Below are 18,971 nucleotides of genomic sequence, written 5' to 3' on the forward strand. Positions count from 1 at the left end.
CCATGGAAATCGATATCCGTACCCTGCTGTCCAAGCTCAATCCCGAGTGCAAACGCGCGATGGTGGAGGCGGCCGAATTGTGCGTGAAGCAAACCCAGTTCAACGTGGAGCTTGAGCATCTCCTGGTCAGGCTGATCGAATCCGGAGCGCCGGACCTCAAGCTGGTACTTGAACGTTTTGAGGTCAACGCCAATACCGTCACAACACAATTGCAGCACAGCATGGACGGATTCAAGCGCGGCAATGGTCGCACGCCCGCGCTGTCGCCGCATTTCATGCCACTGTTTCAGGAAGCGTGGCTGCTAAGCTCGATGCTACTCGGTAGCCAGCAGATACGTTCCGGTACCGTCATCCTCGCGATGCTTGAAGTCGATAGTTTGCGCGGCCTGCTGATCGAGACTGCACCCGATCTGTTAAGAATCCCGCGTGGACAACTTCGGGCCGAACTACCGACGCTGCTCGCGAGATCGGCAGAAGATGCCGGCGAATCGGGTCATATTGCACCCGGCGCCAATGCTAACGCCAACACAGTGCCGAACGGCACGGAAGGTACATTAAGTGCATCAGGCCCCGGCCGCATGCCGGAACTGACATCCGGCCGCAACGGTCACAGTGCGACCCCGTCGCTGGACCAGTTCACCGTGGATATGACCGCGCTTGCCCGCGAAGGCAGGATAGACCCGATCCGGGGACGCGATGAAGAGATCCGGCAAATCATCGATATCCTGCTGCGCCGTCGCCAGAACAATCCGATTCTTACCGGTGAAGCGGGTGTCGGCAAAACAGCGGTGGTGGAAGGATTTGCGCAGCGCGTCGCACAAGGCGCGGTTCCACCGGCGCTCGCCAATGTGTCGGTTCGTACTCTGGATTTAGGTTTGCTGCAGGCTGGAGCAGGCATCAAGGGTGAATTTGAAAACCGCCTGAAGTCAGTGATTGCAGAAGTTCGCGCATCGGCCACACCGATCATTCTGTTTATCGATGAGGCGCATCAGCTGATTGGCGCCGGTGGCGCGGAAGGGCAGGGCGATGCGGCCAATCTGCTCAAGCCCGCGCTCGCACGCGGCGAACTGCGTACCATTGCGGCCACGACCTGGGCTGAGTACAAGAAATACGTCGAACGTGATCCCGCATTGGCGCGCCGCTTTCAGGTAGTGAAGGTCGAAGAGCCTGTGCAGGAAGTTGCAGTCGGCATGTTGCGCGGCATGGTAGCAACCCTTGAAAAACACCACGGGGTTGAAATTCTCGACGAAGCCGTGCTCGACGCCGTGCGACTGTCCGACCGATACATCACGGGCAGACAGTTGCCTGACAAGGCAATCAGCGTACTCGACACAGCCTGCGCACGGGTCGCAATCGGCCAGTCAGGTTCCCCATCCCAGCTCGAATCGCTTGACCGCGAGATCATGCTGATCAGTGAAGAGTTGCGCATCATGCAGCAACAGCATGCACGCGGCGAGGACCGGGCGGAGGAAATCAGTCGGTCCGAAAAGCAGCTCAAGAGTTCGCGCGAACGCCAGTCCAGGCTGTCGGAGAAACTGTCGGATGAACGTTGTGCCGTGAGGGAAATTCTCTCCCTGCGCCAGAAAATCGCCGATTCGGTTAACAATGGTGAAGAAGCCGATGAAGACGTTCGGGCGTCACGCGCAGCCCAGTTGCAGCGTTTGCAGAAGGGACTCGAAGCCATACAGGATGACGAGCCTTTGGTGCCCGTGTGCGTCGATTCGAACATCGTCGCTGACGTGATCTCGGGATGGACCGGGATCCCGGTCGGCAAAATGCTGGCCGATGAAATCCACACGGTGCTGCATCTGAAAGACCGGCTTGGCGAACGCGTCGTCGGGCAGGATCAGGCGCTGGATGCGATCGCGCGGCGGGTACGAACCTTCCGCGCGGAACTGGATGACCCCGGCAAACCGGTTGGCGTCTTCATGTTGGTGGGGCCAAGCGGCGTCGGAAAAACCGAGACCGCGTTTGCGCTGGCCGATATGTTGTACGGTGGCGAACGCAACATGGTGACCATCAATATGTCCGAATTCCAGGAAGCGCATTCGGTCTCCAGCTTGAAAGGCGCGCCGCCTGGATACGTTGGCTATGGAAAAGGCGGTGTGCTGACCGAAGCGGTCCGGCGTCGCCCATACAGCGTGGTGTTGCTCGATGAAATGGAAAAAGCCCACCCGGATGTGCTGGAGATGTTCTTCCAGGTCTTTGACAAAGGCACGATGGAAGACGGCGAAGGTATCTCCATCGATTTTAAAAATACGCTGATCCTGTTGACCTCAAACGCGGCACAGGATGTAATCACGCAGGCTTGCGAATCCGGCAGGCGGCCCGACGTGACGGAGTTGACCGAACGACTGCGGCCGGTATTGCTGCGCCAGTTCAGCCCGGCGTTCCTTGGACGCGTGGTATTGGTGCCGTACTATCCGCTCGGCGACGAACAGATTCGGAACATCGTCGATCTCAAACTGGAAAAACTGGCGCAACGGTTTGCAGAGAACCATAACGCAAAATTTACCTGGGACGATCAGGTGACCGAGCTGGTGACGGCACGTTGCACGGAAGTGGACAGCGGCGCGCGTAATATCGATTTCATCCTGACGCAAACAGTGCTGCCGCAACTCTCCTCGCTGGTGCTGGAACGCATGTCGATGCTGCAGCCTTTTACCGCGATCCACATGCATGTGTCGCCGGATAATCAGTTTGCATTTGATTTCCAGGATAGCGTCCTGGGCACGCAATTCGGCAGCCACGCATGAGATCCGGATTCAAACAAGCGGATGGTCTGCTTACAGTCACCACGCCGTTTGGGACAGATGATCTGCTGCTCGACGCCATGGAAGGCAGCGAGGGTATTTCGGAACTGTTCAAGTTCAACCTGCATATGCGTTCCGAAAAAACCAGCCTGAGCGCGGCTAGCATCGTCGCCAAGTCGGTGACGGTCAAGATGGCGATCAAAGGCGGCACTGCCCGTTACATTACCGGGATCGTCTCGCGCTTTGTCCAGAGCGGTTTTAATCGGGATTTCGCCAGCTACGAGGTAGAACTCGTACCGAAGCTGTGGCTGCTGACGCTCTCGCGCGACCGCAAGATCTACCAGACGAAATCGGTTGCGGACATCATCAAGGCAGTACTGACGGAATATGGCATTACCTTCGACGACAAGCTGACGCAAACCTATGACTCGCTGGACTATTGCGTCCAGTACGATGAAACCGCGTTCGACTTTATTTCCCGTCTGATGGAGCAGGCGGGCATCTTCTATTTCTTTACCCATACCAGCAGCGGTCACACCATGGTGCTGGGGGATGCAACGTCGAATTTTGTAAGCTGTACGGGCGCTGCCACAGTGCGGTTTTTTCCGGAAACCGGCATGGAAAATTCCGTTGATACAGTGTCGCGGTTTGCGTATGAAAGCGGCATTGCATTAAAGAAGGCCATTGTCAACGATTACGACTTTGTCCAGCCGAGCACCTCGCTCGAAGGAACACACTCGGCTGCTGCCGGCGATGGTGCGGCTTATGAATTTGCTACCGGCCATCTGGCGGTTGCGGCAGGCAATGCTGTTGCCAAATTACGCGTGGAAGCCAGCCAGGTATCGGCGGAAATACTGCGGGGCGACAGTTTTTGCTACCCGTTTACACCAGGGACCAAGTTCACGCTCCAGGATCATTTTGTCACCAGCCTGAATGCGGCATTTGTGTTACGGCGGGTTCACCATACCGCACACGACGATATGTACACGAATTCGTTTGAGGCGTTTCCGGCGACGGTGCCATTTCGGCCTCCTGTCCAGACGCCGAGGCCGCGTGCGGTAGGATGCGAAACCGCACTGGTGGTCGGCCCCAGCGGTGAAGAAATCTGGACCGACAAACATGGCCGTATCAAGGTGCAATTTCCGTGGGATCGTGACGGCGTAAAGGATGAGAAGAGTTCGACCTGGATACGGGTATCGCAGTCGGCAGCGGGCAAAGGTTTCGGCGCGCTGTTTTTGCCCCGGGTCGGCCAGGAAGTGGTGATCACCTACCTCAATGGTGATCCTGAACGTCCGCTGGTCACCGGCTGTGTGTACAACGGTGAAAACACGACCCCGGTGACCTTGCCGGCAAACCAGACTCAAACGGTGATTCGCACCCGTTCGTCCAAGCAGGGAACGGAAGGCAATGAACTGCGTTTCGAAGATAAGAAAGATGCCGAGCAGCTGTACATGCATGCGCAGAAAGATATGCTGGTCGAGATCGAAAACGCCCTGACGACCACCGTGAAAAAAGGTGCGGAAATCCATACCCTGGACGAAGGTGACCGGACCATCGAACTGAAAACAGGCAAGGAAACCCACAAGGTCAAGGGGACGCGCACCCTGGAAGTGACCGGTGACGAAAGCCACACCAACTCCGGTAAATTTACCCATACGGTAACAGGTGACTATCAACTCAAAATTGATGGCAAATTAACCATCGAAGCGACCGGCGGGATCACAATCAAATCCGGTGCGGCGATCGAGCAGACGGCACAAACCGCATTCAAGCTGGATGCCGGTACGGCGCTGGATGCCAAGGCGGGCACCACCCTGACAAATGAGGCCGGTACCAATCTGACCAGCAAGGGACTCAAGATCGTGAGCCAGGGTACCGCGCAGATCGAAAGCAAGGCACCGGTGATCAGCAGCAAAGCCGACGGCATGAACACCGTGGAAGCGGGCGGAATGCTGGTCCTCAAAGGTTCACTGGTAAAGCTGAACTGATATGAACCGACTTCCTGATCATCACGACGCATCGCAACAAGCCGCAGAGCCAACGGGTGCTGCCGGAACCGTGCCGCAACTGATCGAAGAACTGGGCAGTGATGGTCAGCCCGTACTGCGTTGCTGGCTCATCGATGGCAAATTGGACGGTCTGCTTGAAAAATTTGGTGACAGCGGTGTGCCCGTGCTCAAGGCGCATTACGCGGCGGGTGTATTGCACGGACGGATGACGATTTATACGGAAGAGGGTGCGTTGGCGCAGGACTCCGAATATGTGCACGGAATTGCGCATGGCATCATGAAAATGTATGTCAATGGACGTTGCGTATCGGTCCAAAATCTGGTGGGTGGCGTTCTTTCAGGACCGTCGCTGGCGTATGATGAAGCGGGCCTGTTGACTGCAAGGATGAACTACGTCAAAGGGCAGATTCAGGGACCGGCAGAATTTTTCCACGAAAACGTACGAATGCGGAAATCGCATTATCAGGCCGGGCTGCTGGAAGGCGAATCGGTCGACTTCGACCGGCAGGGCACGATTGTCCAGACCTGCGTCTATCGCGCCAACATTTTGCACGGGCCGATGCGGCGCTTCTGGCCGGATGGTGAACTGATGGAAGAAGTGAACTACCGAAATGGTGTGCCGGCAGGCGAGCCCGCACGTTATGACGCCAAAGGTCGGCGCACCGATAATGCCGCCGCTGCGCCCGATCTGCTGGACCGGCTGCAAAAACTGGTAAGGGGAGGCTGATGGGACAACAAGTCTGCATGGGCGCCATGATCCGCTGCACGTTTGGCGTAGCGCCTGCAAGCCTGGTCGTACTGCCTGTCAATGGGGTACTGACAGGGACGCCGGCGGCCAACATCATGGACAACAAGCCGATGGTGAACATCCTGCCGTTCGGGATGTGCCAGTCGCCTTCCAACCCCATGGTGGCCGCCGCAACGGCCGCTGCCCTTGGCGTGCTGACACCGATGCCTTGTATTCCTGCCACGACAGCGCCATGGATTACCGGTGCTCCGACGGTGTTAACCGCTAATATGCCGACACTGAATAACTCCTCGAAACTGATGTGCATGTGGGGCGGAGTGATCGGCATTGAGGTACCCGGTCAATTTACCGTAGCTGTTCCTTAACCATTTTTAGTGTGACCACCATGGAATACCGATTCAGCCTCACACCGCGCCTGATAGCGTTAACCCTGTTTTGCGGCGTCTCTTTACTGGCGCTGCTTTTTACGCTTGGCTTCCAGATCGGACAGCTGATGGGTGGCCCTAAGACAAAAGCAACGCCGGCTGCTTATGTCGCCGGCGCCAAGGCAGAAGCAGCAGCCGTTACCCGTACGGCCAGCGGCGTGACCTCCGAGATTTCCGCTGCTGCCAAGCCGCTTGTGGAAAAAGCGGCCTGGACGCCCAAGCCAGCTCCCTGAAAGAGGCCATGATGAATGCCAGTTCGCCTGCCCGACAGATTCTCCCACCCCGCTGGTTCGGTGGCGGGAAGCTATTCAGAAGCTTGATCCTGCTGTGTGCCTGTGCGCATGGGTCGGCATTCGCTGATCCTGTTACCTCACAAAAGGTCGCGCTCACCCGTCCGGCCGCCGTTTCTTCATTAACGGCCACGGTTCCGATACCAGTGCCGGCAGAACCTGTATTGCAGTCTCCGCTGGTGCGGGTCGCCGATGGCCGCTTGCTGGCGCCGGATATCGCGCGCATCGTCAACCGCGGTGAGCTGGTTGTTGCCATGCTCAAGACAGATAATCCACCGTTCTTCTCTGAAAAAAATGGGGAACTGAGCGGCACGGATGTCGATCTGGCCAGATTGATCGGGAAGGAACTGGGCGTTCCGGTACGCTTTGACCGGTCCCCGGAAACCTACGACAGCGTGGCTGAAACCGTTGCAAACGGACAGGCGGATCTCGGTATCAGCCGGCTCGCCAAAACCCTGAAGCGTGGACAGATTGTGCATTTCTCCAGCACTTACATGCGTCTTGGGCATGCGCTACTGATCCACCGTGTGCGGTTTGCTGAACTTTCAGGGGGACGTCCGCCGCCCCAGGTTCTCCGCAACTTTACCGGCAAAATCAGCGTGATCGCCAGTTCGTCGTGGGAGGAATTCGGGCGCCGGAATTTTCCCAACGCGAAGATCATTCCCTATCCCAGCTGGCCGGCTGCGGTCGCAGCCGTCAAAAAAGGCGATGTTGTCGCCGCCTATCGTGATGAACTGGAAGTGATGGCTATTTTGCGTCGTGATCCAAGCCTTGCGTTGACCTTGCGCACCGTGACATTCAATGATCTGGAATCCTCATTAAGCATGATGATCGGAGTACGCGATGCGACCTTGCTGTCGTTCGTCAACGAGGTGATTGCACAACGTCCGGATAAGCCGACGGTAGCCAGCGTATTAAAACTGATGAACTAGAGAGAAGCTTGTGGATATCCCAACCGGAATGCACCGTTTTCAACGCTGGGCCTTAAATCCGTGGACCGTGCTGGGTTGCGTCCTGGCGGGCGGGGCATTAGGCTGGGCCGCACCGGCATTTTCCAAGCACTTGGGAGTCATCGGTATCGTCTATGTCGACCTGCTCAAGATGATCGTTTTGCCGTTCATGATTTCGGCCGTCATCTTCAGCTTGCAAAGTCTATACCGCGATGGCGGCGCAGGCAGGATTATCAAAAGTGTCATCATTGTCTTTATCGCCATCTCGTTAGTCACCGCCGTTCTCTCAGCAGCTGGTTCTTTGCTGTTCCGCCCGGGCAGCAACTTGCCGGCGGCGACGCTTGCCGCACTTGGCGATATCGTCAGCATCGATGCAAACCAGACCAATACCGAGATGTCCTTGCGAACGCCGGAGGCGCCGCCCAAGGAACTGAGCCTGCAAGATATTCTTCAGTCCCTGATCCCATCGAATATCTTTGCGTCGCTCGCAAACGGTGAAACACTCAAGGCCCTCGTCTTTGCGCTGTTGTTTGGATTTGCCGTCGGCCAGGTACCGACCCGCATGTCGACCGGCCTGAATCACGCGCTCGAAACCATTTATGTCGCCTGCGAGACGCTGACACACTGGGTCAATCTGCCCATACCGTTCATTCTGATTTGCATGACCGCCAGCCAGATTGCGGAGACTGGACTGGAGCCGCTCAAGGCCATGGCCGGGTTTGTGGCGGCATTCCTGGTCATTTGCGTAATTCTGCTGGCGCTTGCGATGACGCTGATCGGCCGCCGTGCCAATGTGCCGCTGAAAACCGTGGTGGCTGCCATGCGCGAGCCATTTGCACTGGGTGTCGCGACCAATAATAGTGCGACCTGTATGCCGGCGATGGTAAGTGGCCTCGTCAACAAACTCAATTTCGCACGTTCCCGGGTCGAGTTACTGGTGCCGTTGAGCATTTCGCTGCTGCGGATGGGACCGGTCGCCTATTACATTTGCGGCACCTTGTTTATCGCCGCGTTGTACGGCCGTCCTGTTTCAGCGGTCGACGTCGGCTTGCTGATGCTTGTGTCAATCATGCTGGGGTTCGCGTCGGCGGGCATGGCCGGGATCGTCACCATCTCCTTGATTGGCACGACTTGCAGCTATCTCGGGTTGCCGTTTGAAGCGGTATTCCTCCTGTTCGCCGCAGTCGATCCGGTGTGTGCGATGGCGAGAACCGTGGTGACCGTGATTTCGGGCTGCGCGGCAGTGTCGGTCATTTGTCCGAAGCCGGTGCAACTATGATCCAGAAGCGGCCGCTCATTCAGCTCAGGGAAATCTTTCAGCATCCTGCGACACTCCTTGCTGCGGTCCTGCTGGGCGGCTGGACCGGCACGCTGTTTCCGTCGAGTGTCTCGATCATGTCCGCGATATCGACGTTGTATTTGTCGCTGATTCAGATGGCATCGTTGCCATTTGTCGTGCTGGCGGTATTTTTTGGATTGCAACGCTTGCCATCGTTGCCGAAGAGCGGAAGACGGTTGTTGCTGATGATCGTGATGTCGGTATTCGCGATGCTTGCGTGCTCTGCAGTCGGCATTCTTGTGGCCAGCCTGACTTCGGCCGGTATGGGTATCTCGGGCAGCGAAGCCGAGGCGCTGGGCGAGTTTGCCTTGAGGTCCGAGTCGCATTACATGATTTCCTTGCGCGACATCAGCGCCGATACACAAGACGTATGGAAAATCCCTTCCATCATTCCGGACAACTTCTACGCCGTACTGGCGTTCGGCTCGCTCCCTTCCATCCTGATCGGCGTGCTGGTATTCGGGATCGCGGTGGCAGCGCAGAAGCCGGAGGCGTCAGCGCATCTGACCGGCATCCTCGAAGGCATTTATCGCGCGCTCGAATCCTTGGTCAACCGCTTTAATTCCTTGCTGCCGGCAGCGGCCTTCGTGCTCGCGGCAGCAGCTACCAGCAGTGCCGGTATTGAAGTCCTGATGTTATTAAAAAGCTTTCTCGGTGCCTTTTTTATGGCTGCATTGCTGATCTGTGCTGCCTCGATCAGCGTGATTGCATGGCGATTGAAAAAATCGCCGCTGGAAGTCCTGATGGCGCTGCGCGAGCCGATCACGGTATGTCTGTTTTCTCCCGTGGCCGTGGCGGCCGTACCCGGGTTTATCCATAGCATGAGCGTCAGGCTTGGATTTAGCCGTGGCCTGGTGGAGCTGTATTCGCCGATTGCCCCCGTCTTCGTCAAAGCCGGCGAGGCGCTGTTTTTCTCCGTACTGGCGATCTTCATCGCCAACCTCTATGGCCACACGCTAAGTCTGGGCGAAGTGAGCATGATATGCCTGCTGTCGTGGGTGGCTGCACTATGGTCGGTCGGTCTCATCGGCGTCAAGTCCGTGATTCTGGGGACCTTCGTCATGGATTCATTGGGATTGCCCTTAGAAGCTGTATTACCCGTTTTTATACTGATTGAAGGGATCTGTGAAGGCGCACGCAATTTGCTGTCGTTTTTAGTGTCATCCGCATTATTTGCGCTCGTCTCTGATGGGCTGTATATTAATACTGGGCAAGTTTCTGAGGTCTGGCATGCGTTCTCAATAACGCTGACATTGGATCGAAAGCAGGTAATTTTCGGATCTTTTCTGTTGGCTGTAGCATTCTTAGCGGTTTTTTGCGCCGGTGTCGGATTCGGTTTGCGTAAGACCATCCCATTTGCCATATAAAAGCCACTTCGATGCAAGTACCGACGAATCCAATGAATGAAAATGACGATGCTTCAATGCGAGACGTATCCGGTGTCGGGGTTTCTCCATGAATCGCAGCCTCGCTGACATCCATAACCCGCATCGGCACCCGGAGCGCTATAGCCGGGTGCTGCTTATCGTCTTTGTGCTCGTCGCTCTTTCCGGATGCAGCGCGATGGATAGCGTTGTAGCGGGATCGCGCGCGCTAATCGGACTCGATCCAAAACCCGTGCAACCGGACTGGAGATCGGTGGCCATCTCCGCTGCAGATGATGCCAATGCCAATAGCGCACTGGCGGTCGACCTGGTACTCGTTAAAGACAAAGCGGTACTGGATGCCTTGCTCACGATGCCTGCTTCCAAGTGGTTCACCTCACGACGAGATCTGCAGCGTACCTTTCCTGAGGCGTTTACCGTTTATCAGTATGAAATGGTTCCTACGCAAGCGGTTCGGCTGGATGAGAAGCATTTTGGCAAAGAGCGTGCATGGGCGGCGTTTGTTTTTGCCAATTACGCCGCACCCGGCGAACATCGTGCCCGGCTGCTTCTTAATAACACAGGTTATTCAGTGCAGTTGAATGCACAAAGTTTCGCGGTCAGTGAATTCAAAACTGGCGCCGCGCAGTAGAACATGGAACGCACTTAATGACATCTCATCCTCTACCGGACCGCATTCAGTGGCATGAAGGAATGCTGCTGACGCCACAGCATTTTCAGCAAGAGGGCGCGCGGATTGACTCGCTTCTGGCCTGGCAATCGATGGCAACGCAGCCCTATGGCTGGGGCGTTCGCAATCTCGTGATTGATGAAGCACTGCTGACCACCGGACTGTTACGCATATTCTCCATTGAGGCCATTCTACCGAATGGCATGGCGGCAACCTTTGATGTTGAGCAATCCAGGGGGCAATCCCTCGAACTGGATCTATCGCCATGGTCAGCGGACATGGAATTGCAGGATTTGTCGGTTTATCTCGTGGTCGGCAAAACACGGTCGCAACGTGCGCCCGGACAGCCAACCATGTTCCGCGGTATCGAAGGACAACTGGTCGAAGACGAAGTGTCTCAGGCACTGGCGGCGGATATTCCGCGCATGGCCATCAACCTGTCGTTGACCGCAGGGCCGGTACCGTCAGCGGCGTATGTCTCTCTGCGCCTCATGACCGTGCGCAAGGAGAACGAAATCGTGCGCCGCGGTACGACACTGCCGGCCATGCTGGAAGTGCCCGCCACGTCGCCATTACGACAGCGCGCCCAGTTGCTTGCTGCGCATATGCGCAGCAAGGCCGTGTTCCTGGCGCGGCAGACCGCATCACCTTCATCGCGGCTAGAAGACCGTCTGAACATACTTGAACAAAAAGCGCGCCTGTCCAGCCTGATCCTTAACTTGCCGGTACTCGAGGCGTTGCTGCGCTGTCCGATCGTGCAGCCGGTGCCCCTGTATCTCGCGCTGTGCGCCCAACTCGGTCCGTTGGCGACATTGCGTCCCGGCGCAGTCCCGATCCTTCCGCCGGCGTATGACCACACCGACGCTTATCCCGCGTTCGATGCCGTCCTGAGCGCACTTTCCGATCTCGTCGACGAGGTTAGCCAGGAGTGGAAGACGTGCACGTTTGGTTATGATGGTCAGGCGTTCTCGCTGACGATGCAGCCGGACTGGGTTGGTTCGCGGCTGGTCATCGGCTTGCGTGGTCAGCCGGAGCGAGAGTTGTCGCAGTGGATGTCCGGCGCGGTGATTGGCTCCGAGACTGTGTGGACTTCGCTTACCGATCGCAGGGTGCTGGGTGCGCCGCGGCGGCGTATCGATGATGCACCGGAATTGGGCCTGCGTTCCAGTTCCGGCTATACCCTCTTTAGTATCGAGGTGTCGGACAGCTTCATTGTCGCCGATCAGCCACTGCTGATCAGTAACGGGAATGAAAGTACGCTTGCTCAGCGTCCCCATGAAGTGGTTCTGTTCATTAAGGGTTGATGATCGTGGCCATTCAATCAAATATAACGACGACCCAGAGTCCTTCACAGCGCCTGCAACTCAGCTCGACAGGTAGTACGGCAGGCAGTACGACCAGTGAAGGATCAGACCTGGCTTCGGTTCAGTTCCGCGATTTTTTTGCTGTGCTTTCAAGCCTGGCGCAGTCCGCAGGGCAGGTGGGCGAGGCCGATGCCAAATCGGCAGCCGAGTCGCTGAGTAGCCAGTTATGCCAGCTGATCGAGCTGCAGACGCTGGAAGCGCGCCGCATCGGCGGCAAAGCCGGTATCGAGGCTGAAGTGCAAGGCCGGTTCCTGAAAGCGGCACTGGCCGACGAGGTGCTGCTCAATACCGACTGGGCGGGACGCGCATACTGGCGCCATGTCCTGATCGAAGCCACTCTGTTCAAATCCAGCTTTGCCGGCGAACGCGTATTTGACGATCTGGACCAGCTGCTGCGCGAACGGGAAGCAGCGCGGCGCAATGTCGGTCGGCTTTACCTGTATCTGCTCTCGCTCGGATTTCAGGGGCGTTATCGCGGCGATGCGGGACAAAGCAAAATCGCCGAATACCGGCGCGAGCTGTTTCAGTTTATTTATATGCGGCCGGCAGACATGCAAGGCCGCGACCGCACTTTGTCGGAGCAGCCTTATGCCAGCACCTTATCGCACATCGCTGCCAGGCGGCTGCCAAGAATCAACCGAAGTGGCGTCATCGTACTGTTGGCGCTGCTGTTCTTGCTCGGCTTATCGGAACTGCTCTGGTTGTGGCAGTCGTGGCCGGTACGCGAGGCACTGTCGGCGAACGCAGGTGCTTTTGATGCATTGATTGCGCCACTCAACTTTCACGCCTGACAGTTAGGATCCTACAGTGTTGAACTTCTTGTCAGATAACACAGCAATTGTCACACTGCTTTGTCTTACATTGATCGTCCTGCTGCTGCTCGGCATCGTCATCTGGGCAGCCATAAAAGGGGCGGAAAAGCAGGACAAGCCTGCGGAGCAAAAGCCTCGGCTGATCAGTGCCGACTCTCTCAAGCATTCCTTTCGCAGTGCGGTAGAGCTGATCGAAAGTAATCTTGCGGTGCGCTCCGAACGCTATAACCTGTCATGGACACTGATCCTTAACGAAGGCAAGGATGGCCGCGAGTTACCGCTGGTGCAGTCGGGGTTGCAGAGTGCACTCAGTGCGGACACCACGCTCACCACTGCTGCGCAAGGCATCAGCTGGAATTTTTTCGATAATGGTGTCGCAGTCCAGCTGCAGTCCGAGCAATTGGGTTCGTCTGATCCAGATGCGCCCGCCAATACGAATACCTGGGATGATTTTCTGGGTCTTTGCCGTAATTACCGCCCGGACCGGCCATTCGATTCGATCGTCATCTCGATCCCGGCCAGCGTATTTCTTCAGGCCGACTCGCAAGCCCAGCTTGATCTGGTTGCCCGTGCCAAGTCCATTCACCGCCGCCTGTGGCTGGCGCAAAACCGACTTGCCTTGCGCTTTCCGATTTACCTCGTCATCGCAGACTGCGAAAGCATTCCCGGCTTTACGGCATTCTCATCCGCCCTGCCCGAACCGATGCGACGCTCCATGCTGGGATGGTCGTCACCGTACGAGCTGATTGCCCCGTTCCAGTCGCAGTGGGTAGACACGGCGATGAATGAAGTGGTGCGCTCGCTGGCTGACACGTGCTCAGAGCTATGTGCGCTCGAATCCAGCGAATCCAATAGCGCCAGCTACTTCATGCTGCCGAACGAGGTAGATCGCTTACGCGCAGGCCTCAAGTTATTCACTGAAGAGCTGATGCGCCCGAGCGCCTATCACGAACCCTTTCTGCTACGAGGCATTTACCTCACGGGTGACTATAGCGACATCGCTGCACTGACCGGTGGAACGGCCGTCCGGTTACCTTCGGTGCAACTCGACAGCACGCCAGAACTGCCAGAGACTGCGGAAGAAGGCGCGTTTTCGTCCTCCAGGGCGCTTGTGCTGGGACAGTCCAGTGCGCTCCCGGCGTTTCTGCGCGATGTTTTCGAGCGCAAGATTTTTGCCGAAGTCGGTCTGGTCAGTTCGTCCGCCTCGCAACATATGCGCCGCCCCGCATTGAGCCGCATGGTGCAATGGACGATGGTTGGCGTGCCGGCTGTATGGCTGGCCGGAATGGTCATCACCTCTGTACAGCTGCATCGGCAGGTGGAGGACATTACAGTCTCTTTGCAGAAGCTCGATCGTGATTCGCGCAACAGTATCGAGGCAAGCAATAACAACGTGTTCGATCCGGCCATCAGCCGGCAAGGCGCGGTCGATGCACTAATGAATATAGAGCGGATGGATGCGGCGCGTCTGCGCTCGGTATTCCTGCCCGGCTCATGGCCGTGGCTCGACGACCTGCACCTGCGGGTCCATCGCAAACTGGAGCAAGGGTTTGCGGACACCGCGTTTGACCCGATGCGCCGCGCTTTATACCGACGCGCCAGTCAGCTTACCGGTGTGCCGGTTGACCCGGCATCGGGCAATCTGATTGCTGGCGCAAGCTGCACCTTGCCGGCGCAATGGGATGAAGCCGCATTTGCCAAACCTGGTGCGGCGTTGAACATTGAGGACTTGCCTGAATTCGGCGCCACGCTGCAGTATGTAGGACAGATTGAAGAACTGGATCGCGTGCTGCGCGCCATGACCCGGCTTAAGAGTTCTGATGACTCCGCATCGGGCGAAGACCTGGCGCTCGTGGTCCGGGTCTTGCTGGGCGCCGAACTCAATGGCAATGCCGCGCGCACTGCCGAACTGTTCCGGCAAGCGATAAAGGGGACACCGGCACTGCCTGTTACACCTTTGCAGGAAGCCGCGTCGTGCTCGCTCAACCTGGCGCTGAAAGCGACTTACCAGAGATTGTTTGCTCACAATGGTTTGCTCAAATCCGAGCTCACCATCGGCCAAACCGCATCGACCCTGATTGATGCGCAACCGAATACGTCTGACGCATTCACGACCATCGAAGCATGGCGATCTTTGCACGAAACCCTGCTGCGCCAGGAAACGCTACTGACGTCGGGTAAAGGCGCCTGGATGCAGCGCCGCACACTGCAACTCGGGCAGGCCCACGAGGCGCTGCTACAACGAGTCCAGACTGTTTCCCTGCTTGGAAAAGGCGTGGCAAGCGACGCACAGAGTCAGGCCGAAGATGGCTTTGCCAAATTCCTGACCGTCTGGGACGGGGCGCTGACCGCAGACAAGTATTCGCAAAGCATGACGCCTGGTCTTGCATGGTCGGACACATCGTCGTCCTGGGCGTTTTCGCCCGGCCGCAAGGCCTTGCTGGAAGCATTGTCGGGCTTGTTCTCGCAGCCCTACATGAAGATCAACCGAGCCAGTCGCCTCCCCGATGTTCCTGCCGGCGCGACAGTCACCTGGAACCGTGTACGGCTCGATCAGGCGCTGGCGCTTTCCGACTCGCGCAAACGGTTTCAGACTGAACTGCTGACCAAGTTTCCTGTCATGCTGCAGGCTCCGGTTGCAAGAATGCATGACGCTGCGCTGGCAGAAACCGCACGCGATTTGCTGTCGCAGGCATTGATTGTATCGGTCAACGACGTGCAGGCTCCGGCGCCCGAAGCCGACCGCAGCCGCGCATTGCAATTGCGCACCTGGTTGCGTGAACTGGGCGACGAATCCGTCGCGGATAATCTGTCAGCCGTGCTTGCAAAGGATGCCCTCTCGCGCTTGCAATTCCTTGACAATGCCTTTGCGCGAGCAGAGATATTTATGCCGCGCGATATCGCTTTCCGTGCATGGAACGGAGAAAAAGCACCGCTGATCGACGCCTTTGGCGCCATCGATGCCGCCACGCTGGCAACCTATGTCGCGCAGCAACAGGCGTTTATCGACAGCACCGGCAAGGATGCGGAGGCACTGTTACAGCAGATTGGCGCTGCCCAGTCCGGCAATCCGCTAGTGGTGCGCTGGCAGGGTATCGTTGCCGACCTGAGCCGTTACCGACTGAAAAGCCCGACCAGCAGTCTCATGACGCTTGAACAATTTATTCTTTCCGGCGCGGGGGAAGTCGATCTCAGGAACTGCATGGAAAAGCTGTCGTCGCGCGCAGGCCAGCGTCGCGCCGCGGACCTGTTCTCCGATCGGATGCAGGTATTGCAGGCCGGCTTGTACACCCGATGCCGCGAGATCAAGCAGCATGAATATCAGGAAGCGTGGAACCGTTTTTCCGAAACATTCAACCGTGATCTCGCGAATCGTTTCCCGTTCAGGCCAACGGCACTGGATCCCACAATCAAGGGCACGGCGGCTGACCGTAGTCCTGCCGATGTGGAAGAGGTCGGGAAAGTCCTGAAGCTGTTTGAGCGCTCGCACGCAGTCTCCCTCGCGAGCGCGCGCGAACCGTCACGCGTGGCGGCATCGGCGCCGGTACGACGGGTTGAAGAGCAGATGCAGCGGGTGCGCGAGTTCCTGGCGCCCCTCTATCCGGCTGAAGATAACCAGGTGCCCGGCATGGACTTGACCGTGGAATTCCGCGCCAACGCGGCATCGGAAATCGATGGTAACAAAATCATCGACTGGTCCCTGGCGGTTGGCAGTCAGACTCTGCGATCGCGTGACCCGGTTCGGCCCCTCAGGTGGGAGCCGGGGCTGCCGATTGTTCTTTCCATGCGCGTTGCGCGTGATGGACCGGTCATCCCGGTAGCCGAAGTACTTCAAAACGATATGACCGTTGAAGATCGCACCGTTACGTACCGGTTCGACGATCCGTGGGCTTTATTCTCCTTTGTCACCGTACACCGCGATACAGAATCTGCCGCCGGAACCGATGCACGATCACAGCTGTTGCGGTTTGAGTTTCCAATGATCACCAATAGTGCAAATCCGGGTGCACAGCCACGCGCGTCGCGTGCCCGTGTCTATGTGCGACTGGCGATCAGTCCTGCGGGTAAGCGTACGCCGCTGGCGTGGCCGGGTAGCTTTCCAGTCCGCGTGCCGTCGTGGTAGGGCTGCAGGGAAGGCGTAAGCGGATGAGAGTCTTTGTGCACACCTGGTTGGCTATGGCTTGACCGATCAAAACGATGGTATTAATCGATACATGAGACTGATTAACTAAATAACCATAAAGACTGCTATGTCATCCTACCCGCCGCAGCCAAAAGTTCGTGTCGCCGTATTCGGCAGCTTTTACCGGGGCTTCCACGTACTGAGCGAAATGCTCAAAGGATCCATTGCCACCCAGGTGCAGGTAGTAGGTGTTGCGACGGACGATGTCTCGTCAAGTTTCGTGAGCCGTGAGCGTCGTGTCTGGAGCTATCCGCATACGCAGATCGAAGAAGTCATGGTGGAACAGCTGGCCGTTGCGCATCATGTTCCCATCTACAAAGGGCGGGTAAAAACTGACGAGTTCTACGACATATACGAAAATAATTGGCGTCCTGATGTTTGTATCTCCGCTACTTTCGGTCAGCGTATCAATGCGCGCCTGTTCCAGTATCCGCCGATGGGTTTTTATAATCTTCATCCCTGCATCAATGATGGCTGGCCATCGCATTACGCCGGACCCAATCCGTTTCAAGCCTTGCTGAAAGATGAATCCGACCATGCAGTGATTGCGATGCACGAGGTGGATGATGGATTTGATACGGGTAAGCTGGTCGCGCTTTCAGAAAAGATTTACTTCCCGCCGGACGCGTCCGTGATTGACCTGCATAAGGCGTCGTCACCGCTGGCCGCAAAATTTTTCGCTCAGGAACTGGCTAAATTACTTGCATCGTGCGAGATGGACTTTGCAACGGAGTAACCACGGCCGGATTGATTTATATGAGCGATCGAAAAAAGATGTTTGCTGGCGGTTTATCGGATTTGTATGACAAGGCGCGCTCGCTCGTATCCGGCCCCAGTCCTACCCCCAGTCCAGCCCCCGCACCTGCGCCCGTTCACCTGGAAATTTTACCGATGAGCCCGCCCAGCGAGCAGAAACCCAAAATCCTTATGAATCCTGACCATCAGGCAGAGCAGGGCGCTTTGCTGGCGCCGATTACCGACAGCGAACCATGTGGCCCGGCCATGCGGTATGACCCGACATTCACCGAAATCCGTCTCGCACGCGAGGAAGATGACCCCAGTTTGCCAATGGGGCAATGGGAACGACCGCTCAAGCGGGCGGATTGGGTGTTCATCGAAGATCGATGCAAGGATATGCTCGCCAACCGCTCCAAGGATCTGCAGATCGCCGTCTGGCTGCTGGAGTCATGGACACGCCAGCATGGATTTGAGGGCTTGCTTCGCGGCTTGCATCTCGTCGATGGCTTGCTGCAGCAGCATTGGTCCGCCGTGCACCCGGTCATTGATGAAGATAATGATTGCGATGCGCGGATTGCGCCATTGGTGTGGCTCAATGAATCGATGTCCATGACGCTAAAGGTGCATGTCCCGCTGCTGAACGTCGCCGGTCGCAAACCGCCCAAGGTGAGCTTCGCCGACTGGGAACGCCTGACGGCCAAAGAATTGTCCGGGCAGGATCAAGCGACCGATAAAAATCCGGGTGCGGACTCCAGCGAGTTACCGCTTACCCGTGAGGATGTTGTCACTTATGCGCATCAGCATTTGCGTTATGAACTACAGACCAGGATTGAACTGGTCCGGCATTGCCTTATCTGCCTGAACTCCCTGACGATGTTCGTCGATGCAAAACTTGGAATGGATTCACCGAACCTGGCCAGGTTGCATGGAACACTCACTGCAATAGAGCGCATGTTCACACAACTGATTCCCGTTAAAAATGAGCCGGCGGCAATGGAAGAAGTTCCTGTCCCTTACGGCACGACTATGTCCAGCGCAACCGCAGGAGAAATGATCATGGCACCGCCTGTCACACTTTCACACTGGCAAAGCCGCCATGAAGCGTATGTCACGCTCGAGGCGATCGCAGATTATCTGGCCGTCGTAGAGCCGCATAGTCCTACACCTTATTTGCTGCGACGCGCAGTGAACTGGGGAAGAATGCCGCTGCCCGAGCTGATGGCGGAAATCATCCGGGAAGAAGGGGACCTTAATCGCCTCATGAATGTGCTCGGCTTGCGCGAATAGTTGAGCGAATAAGTCGTA

The 18,971-nt window shown here is 57.0% G+C and carries 14 protein-coding genes; all 14 read left to right on the forward strand.

The features are described from left to right. Positions 1-2: 2 nt before the first annotated feature. The 14 genes from tssH to tssA all read left to right on the forward strand — a co-directional run bounded on the left by tssH (position 3) and on the right by tssA (position 18,953). Entirely contained in the window at positions 3-2,756 is a 2,754-nt protein-coding gene (gene tssH, locus ASE07_RS25505) for a type VI secretion system ATPase TssH (RefSeq protein WP_057293623.1), read from the forward strand. Continuing rightward, positions 2,753-4,741, forward strand: a complete 1,989-nt coding sequence (locus ASE07_RS25510) for a type VI secretion system Vgr family protein (protein WP_057293624.1) — start codon at positions 2,753-2,755, stop codon at positions 4,739-4,741. The genes tssH and ASE07_RS25510 overlap by 4 nt, the downstream gene beginning before the upstream one ends. 1 nt (position 4,742) lies before the next feature. Beyond that, a complete protein-coding gene (locus tag ASE07_RS25515; protein WP_082584488.1) occupies positions 4,743-5,489 on the forward strand; it encodes a toxin-antitoxin system YwqK family antitoxin in 747 nt (248 codons plus the stop codon). Then, positions 5,489-5,875: a DUF4280 domain-containing protein gene (locus ASE07_RS25520; RefSeq protein WP_057293625.1), complete on the forward strand. Its 387-nt coding sequence runs from the start codon at positions 5,489-5,491 to the stop codon at positions 5,873-5,875. Before ASE07_RS25515 ends, ASE07_RS25520 begins: the two co-directional genes overlap by 1 nt. Positions 5,876-5,895: 20 nt before the next feature. After that, on the forward strand, positions 5,896-6,168 hold the full coding sequence (locus ASE07_RS25525; protein ID WP_057293626.1) for a hypothetical protein: 273 nt from the start codon (positions 5,896-5,898) through the stop codon (positions 6,166-6,168). 8 nt (positions 6,169-6,176) lie between these two features. Beyond that, positions 6,177-7,157: an ABC transporter substrate-binding protein gene (locus tag ASE07_RS25530; protein WP_235548624.1), complete on the forward strand. Its 981-nt coding sequence runs from the start codon at positions 6,177-6,179 to the stop codon at positions 7,155-7,157. Positions 7,158-7,185: 28 nt separating this feature from the next. After that, complete coding sequence (locus ASE07_RS25535; protein WP_057293627.1) at positions 7,186-8,454, forward strand: dicarboxylate/amino acid:cation symporter; 1,269 nt, start codon at positions 7,186-7,188, stop codon at positions 8,452-8,454. Further along, positions 8,430-9,881, forward strand: coding sequence for a dicarboxylate/amino acid:cation symporter (locus ASE07_RS25540; protein ID WP_235548625.1), 1,452 nt, complete (start codon positions 8,430-8,432; stop codon positions 9,879-9,881). Before ASE07_RS25535 ends, ASE07_RS25540 begins: the two co-directional genes overlap by 25 nt. 88 nt (positions 9,882-9,969) lie before the next feature. After that, the gene (locus ASE07_RS25545; RefSeq protein ID WP_057293629.1) at positions 9,970-10,530 is read left to right on the forward strand and encodes a hypothetical protein; all 561 of its coding nucleotides are present in this window, start codon (positions 9,970-9,972) and stop codon (positions 10,528-10,530) included. A 17-nt stretch (positions 10,531-10,547) separates the two neighbouring features. Beyond that, on the forward strand, positions 10,548-11,873 hold the full coding sequence (gene tssK, locus ASE07_RS25550) for a type VI secretion system baseplate subunit TssK (protein ID WP_057293630.1): 1,326 nt from the start codon (positions 10,548-10,550) through the stop codon (positions 11,871-11,873). 5 nt (positions 11,874-11,878) lie between these two features. Beyond that, positions 11,879-12,724 (forward strand): DotU family type IV/VI secretion system protein, encoded by an 846-nt coding sequence (locus ASE07_RS25555; RefSeq protein WP_235548626.1) that lies wholly within the window; start codon positions 11,879-11,881, stop codon positions 12,722-12,724. 16 nt (positions 12,725-12,740) lie between these two features. After that, positions 12,741-16,868: a type VI secretion system protein gene (locus tag ASE07_RS25560; RefSeq protein ID WP_057293631.1), complete on the forward strand. Its 4,128-nt coding sequence runs from the start codon at positions 12,741-12,743 to the stop codon at positions 16,866-16,868. A gap of 127 nt (positions 16,869-16,995) precedes the next feature. Further along, positions 16,996-17,664, forward strand: a complete 669-nt coding sequence (locus ASE07_RS25565) for a formyltransferase family protein (protein ID WP_057293632.1) — start codon at positions 16,996-16,998, stop codon at positions 17,662-17,664. Positions 17,665-17,684: 20 nt separating this feature from the next. Then, the gene (tssA, locus tag ASE07_RS25570; RefSeq protein ID WP_235548627.1) at positions 17,685-18,953 is read left to right on the forward strand and encodes a type VI secretion system protein TssA; all 1,269 of its coding nucleotides are present in this window, start codon (positions 17,685-17,687) and stop codon (positions 18,951-18,953) included. Positions 18,954-18,971 lie beyond the last annotated feature (18 nt).

Origin of the sequence: Noviherbaspirillum sp. Root189 (assembly GCF_001428545.1) — a bacterium.
GTDB lineage: Bacteria > Pseudomonadota > Gammaproteobacteria > Burkholderiales > Burkholderiaceae_D > Noviherbaspirillum.

Coding starts and splice junctions, on each gene's coding strand:
- ASE07_RS25525 (WP_057293626.1), top strand. CDS start 5,896: ATGGAATACCGATTCAGCCTCACACCGCGCCTGATAGCGTTAACCCTG.
- ASE07_RS25530 (WP_235548624.1), top strand. CDS start 6,177: ATGATGAATGCCAGTTCGCCTGCCCGACAGATTCTCCCACCCCGCTGG.
- tssA (WP_235548627.1), top strand. CDS start 17,685: ATGAGCGATCGAAAAAAGATGTTTGCTGGCGGTTTATCGGATTTGTAT.
- ASE07_RS25515 (WP_082584488.1), top strand. CDS start 4,743: ATGAACCGACTTCCTGATCATCACGACGCATCGCAACAAGCCGCAGAG.
- ASE07_RS25565 (WP_057293632.1), top strand. CDS start 16,996: ATGTCATCCTACCCGCCGCAGCCAAAAGTTCGTGTCGCCGTATTCGGC.
- ASE07_RS25545 (WP_057293629.1), top strand. CDS start 9,970: ATGAATCGCAGCCTCGCTGACATCCATAACCCGCATCGGCACCCGGAG.
- ASE07_RS25510 (WP_057293624.1), top strand. CDS start 2,753: ATGAGATCCGGATTCAAACAAGCGGATGGTCTGCTTACAGTCACCACG.
- tssK (WP_057293630.1), top strand. CDS start 10,548: ATGACATCTCATCCTCTACCGGACCGCATTCAGTGGCATGAAGGAATG.
- ASE07_RS25520 (WP_057293625.1), top strand. CDS start 5,489: ATGGGACAACAAGTCTGCATGGGCGCCATGATCCGCTGCACGTTTGGC.
- tssH (WP_057293623.1), top strand. CDS start 3: ATGGAAATCGATATCCGTACCCTGCTGTCCAAGCTCAATCCCGAGTGC.
- ASE07_RS25535 (WP_057293627.1), top strand. CDS start 7,186: ATGCACCGTTTTCAACGCTGGGCCTTAAATCCGTGGACCGTGCTGGGT.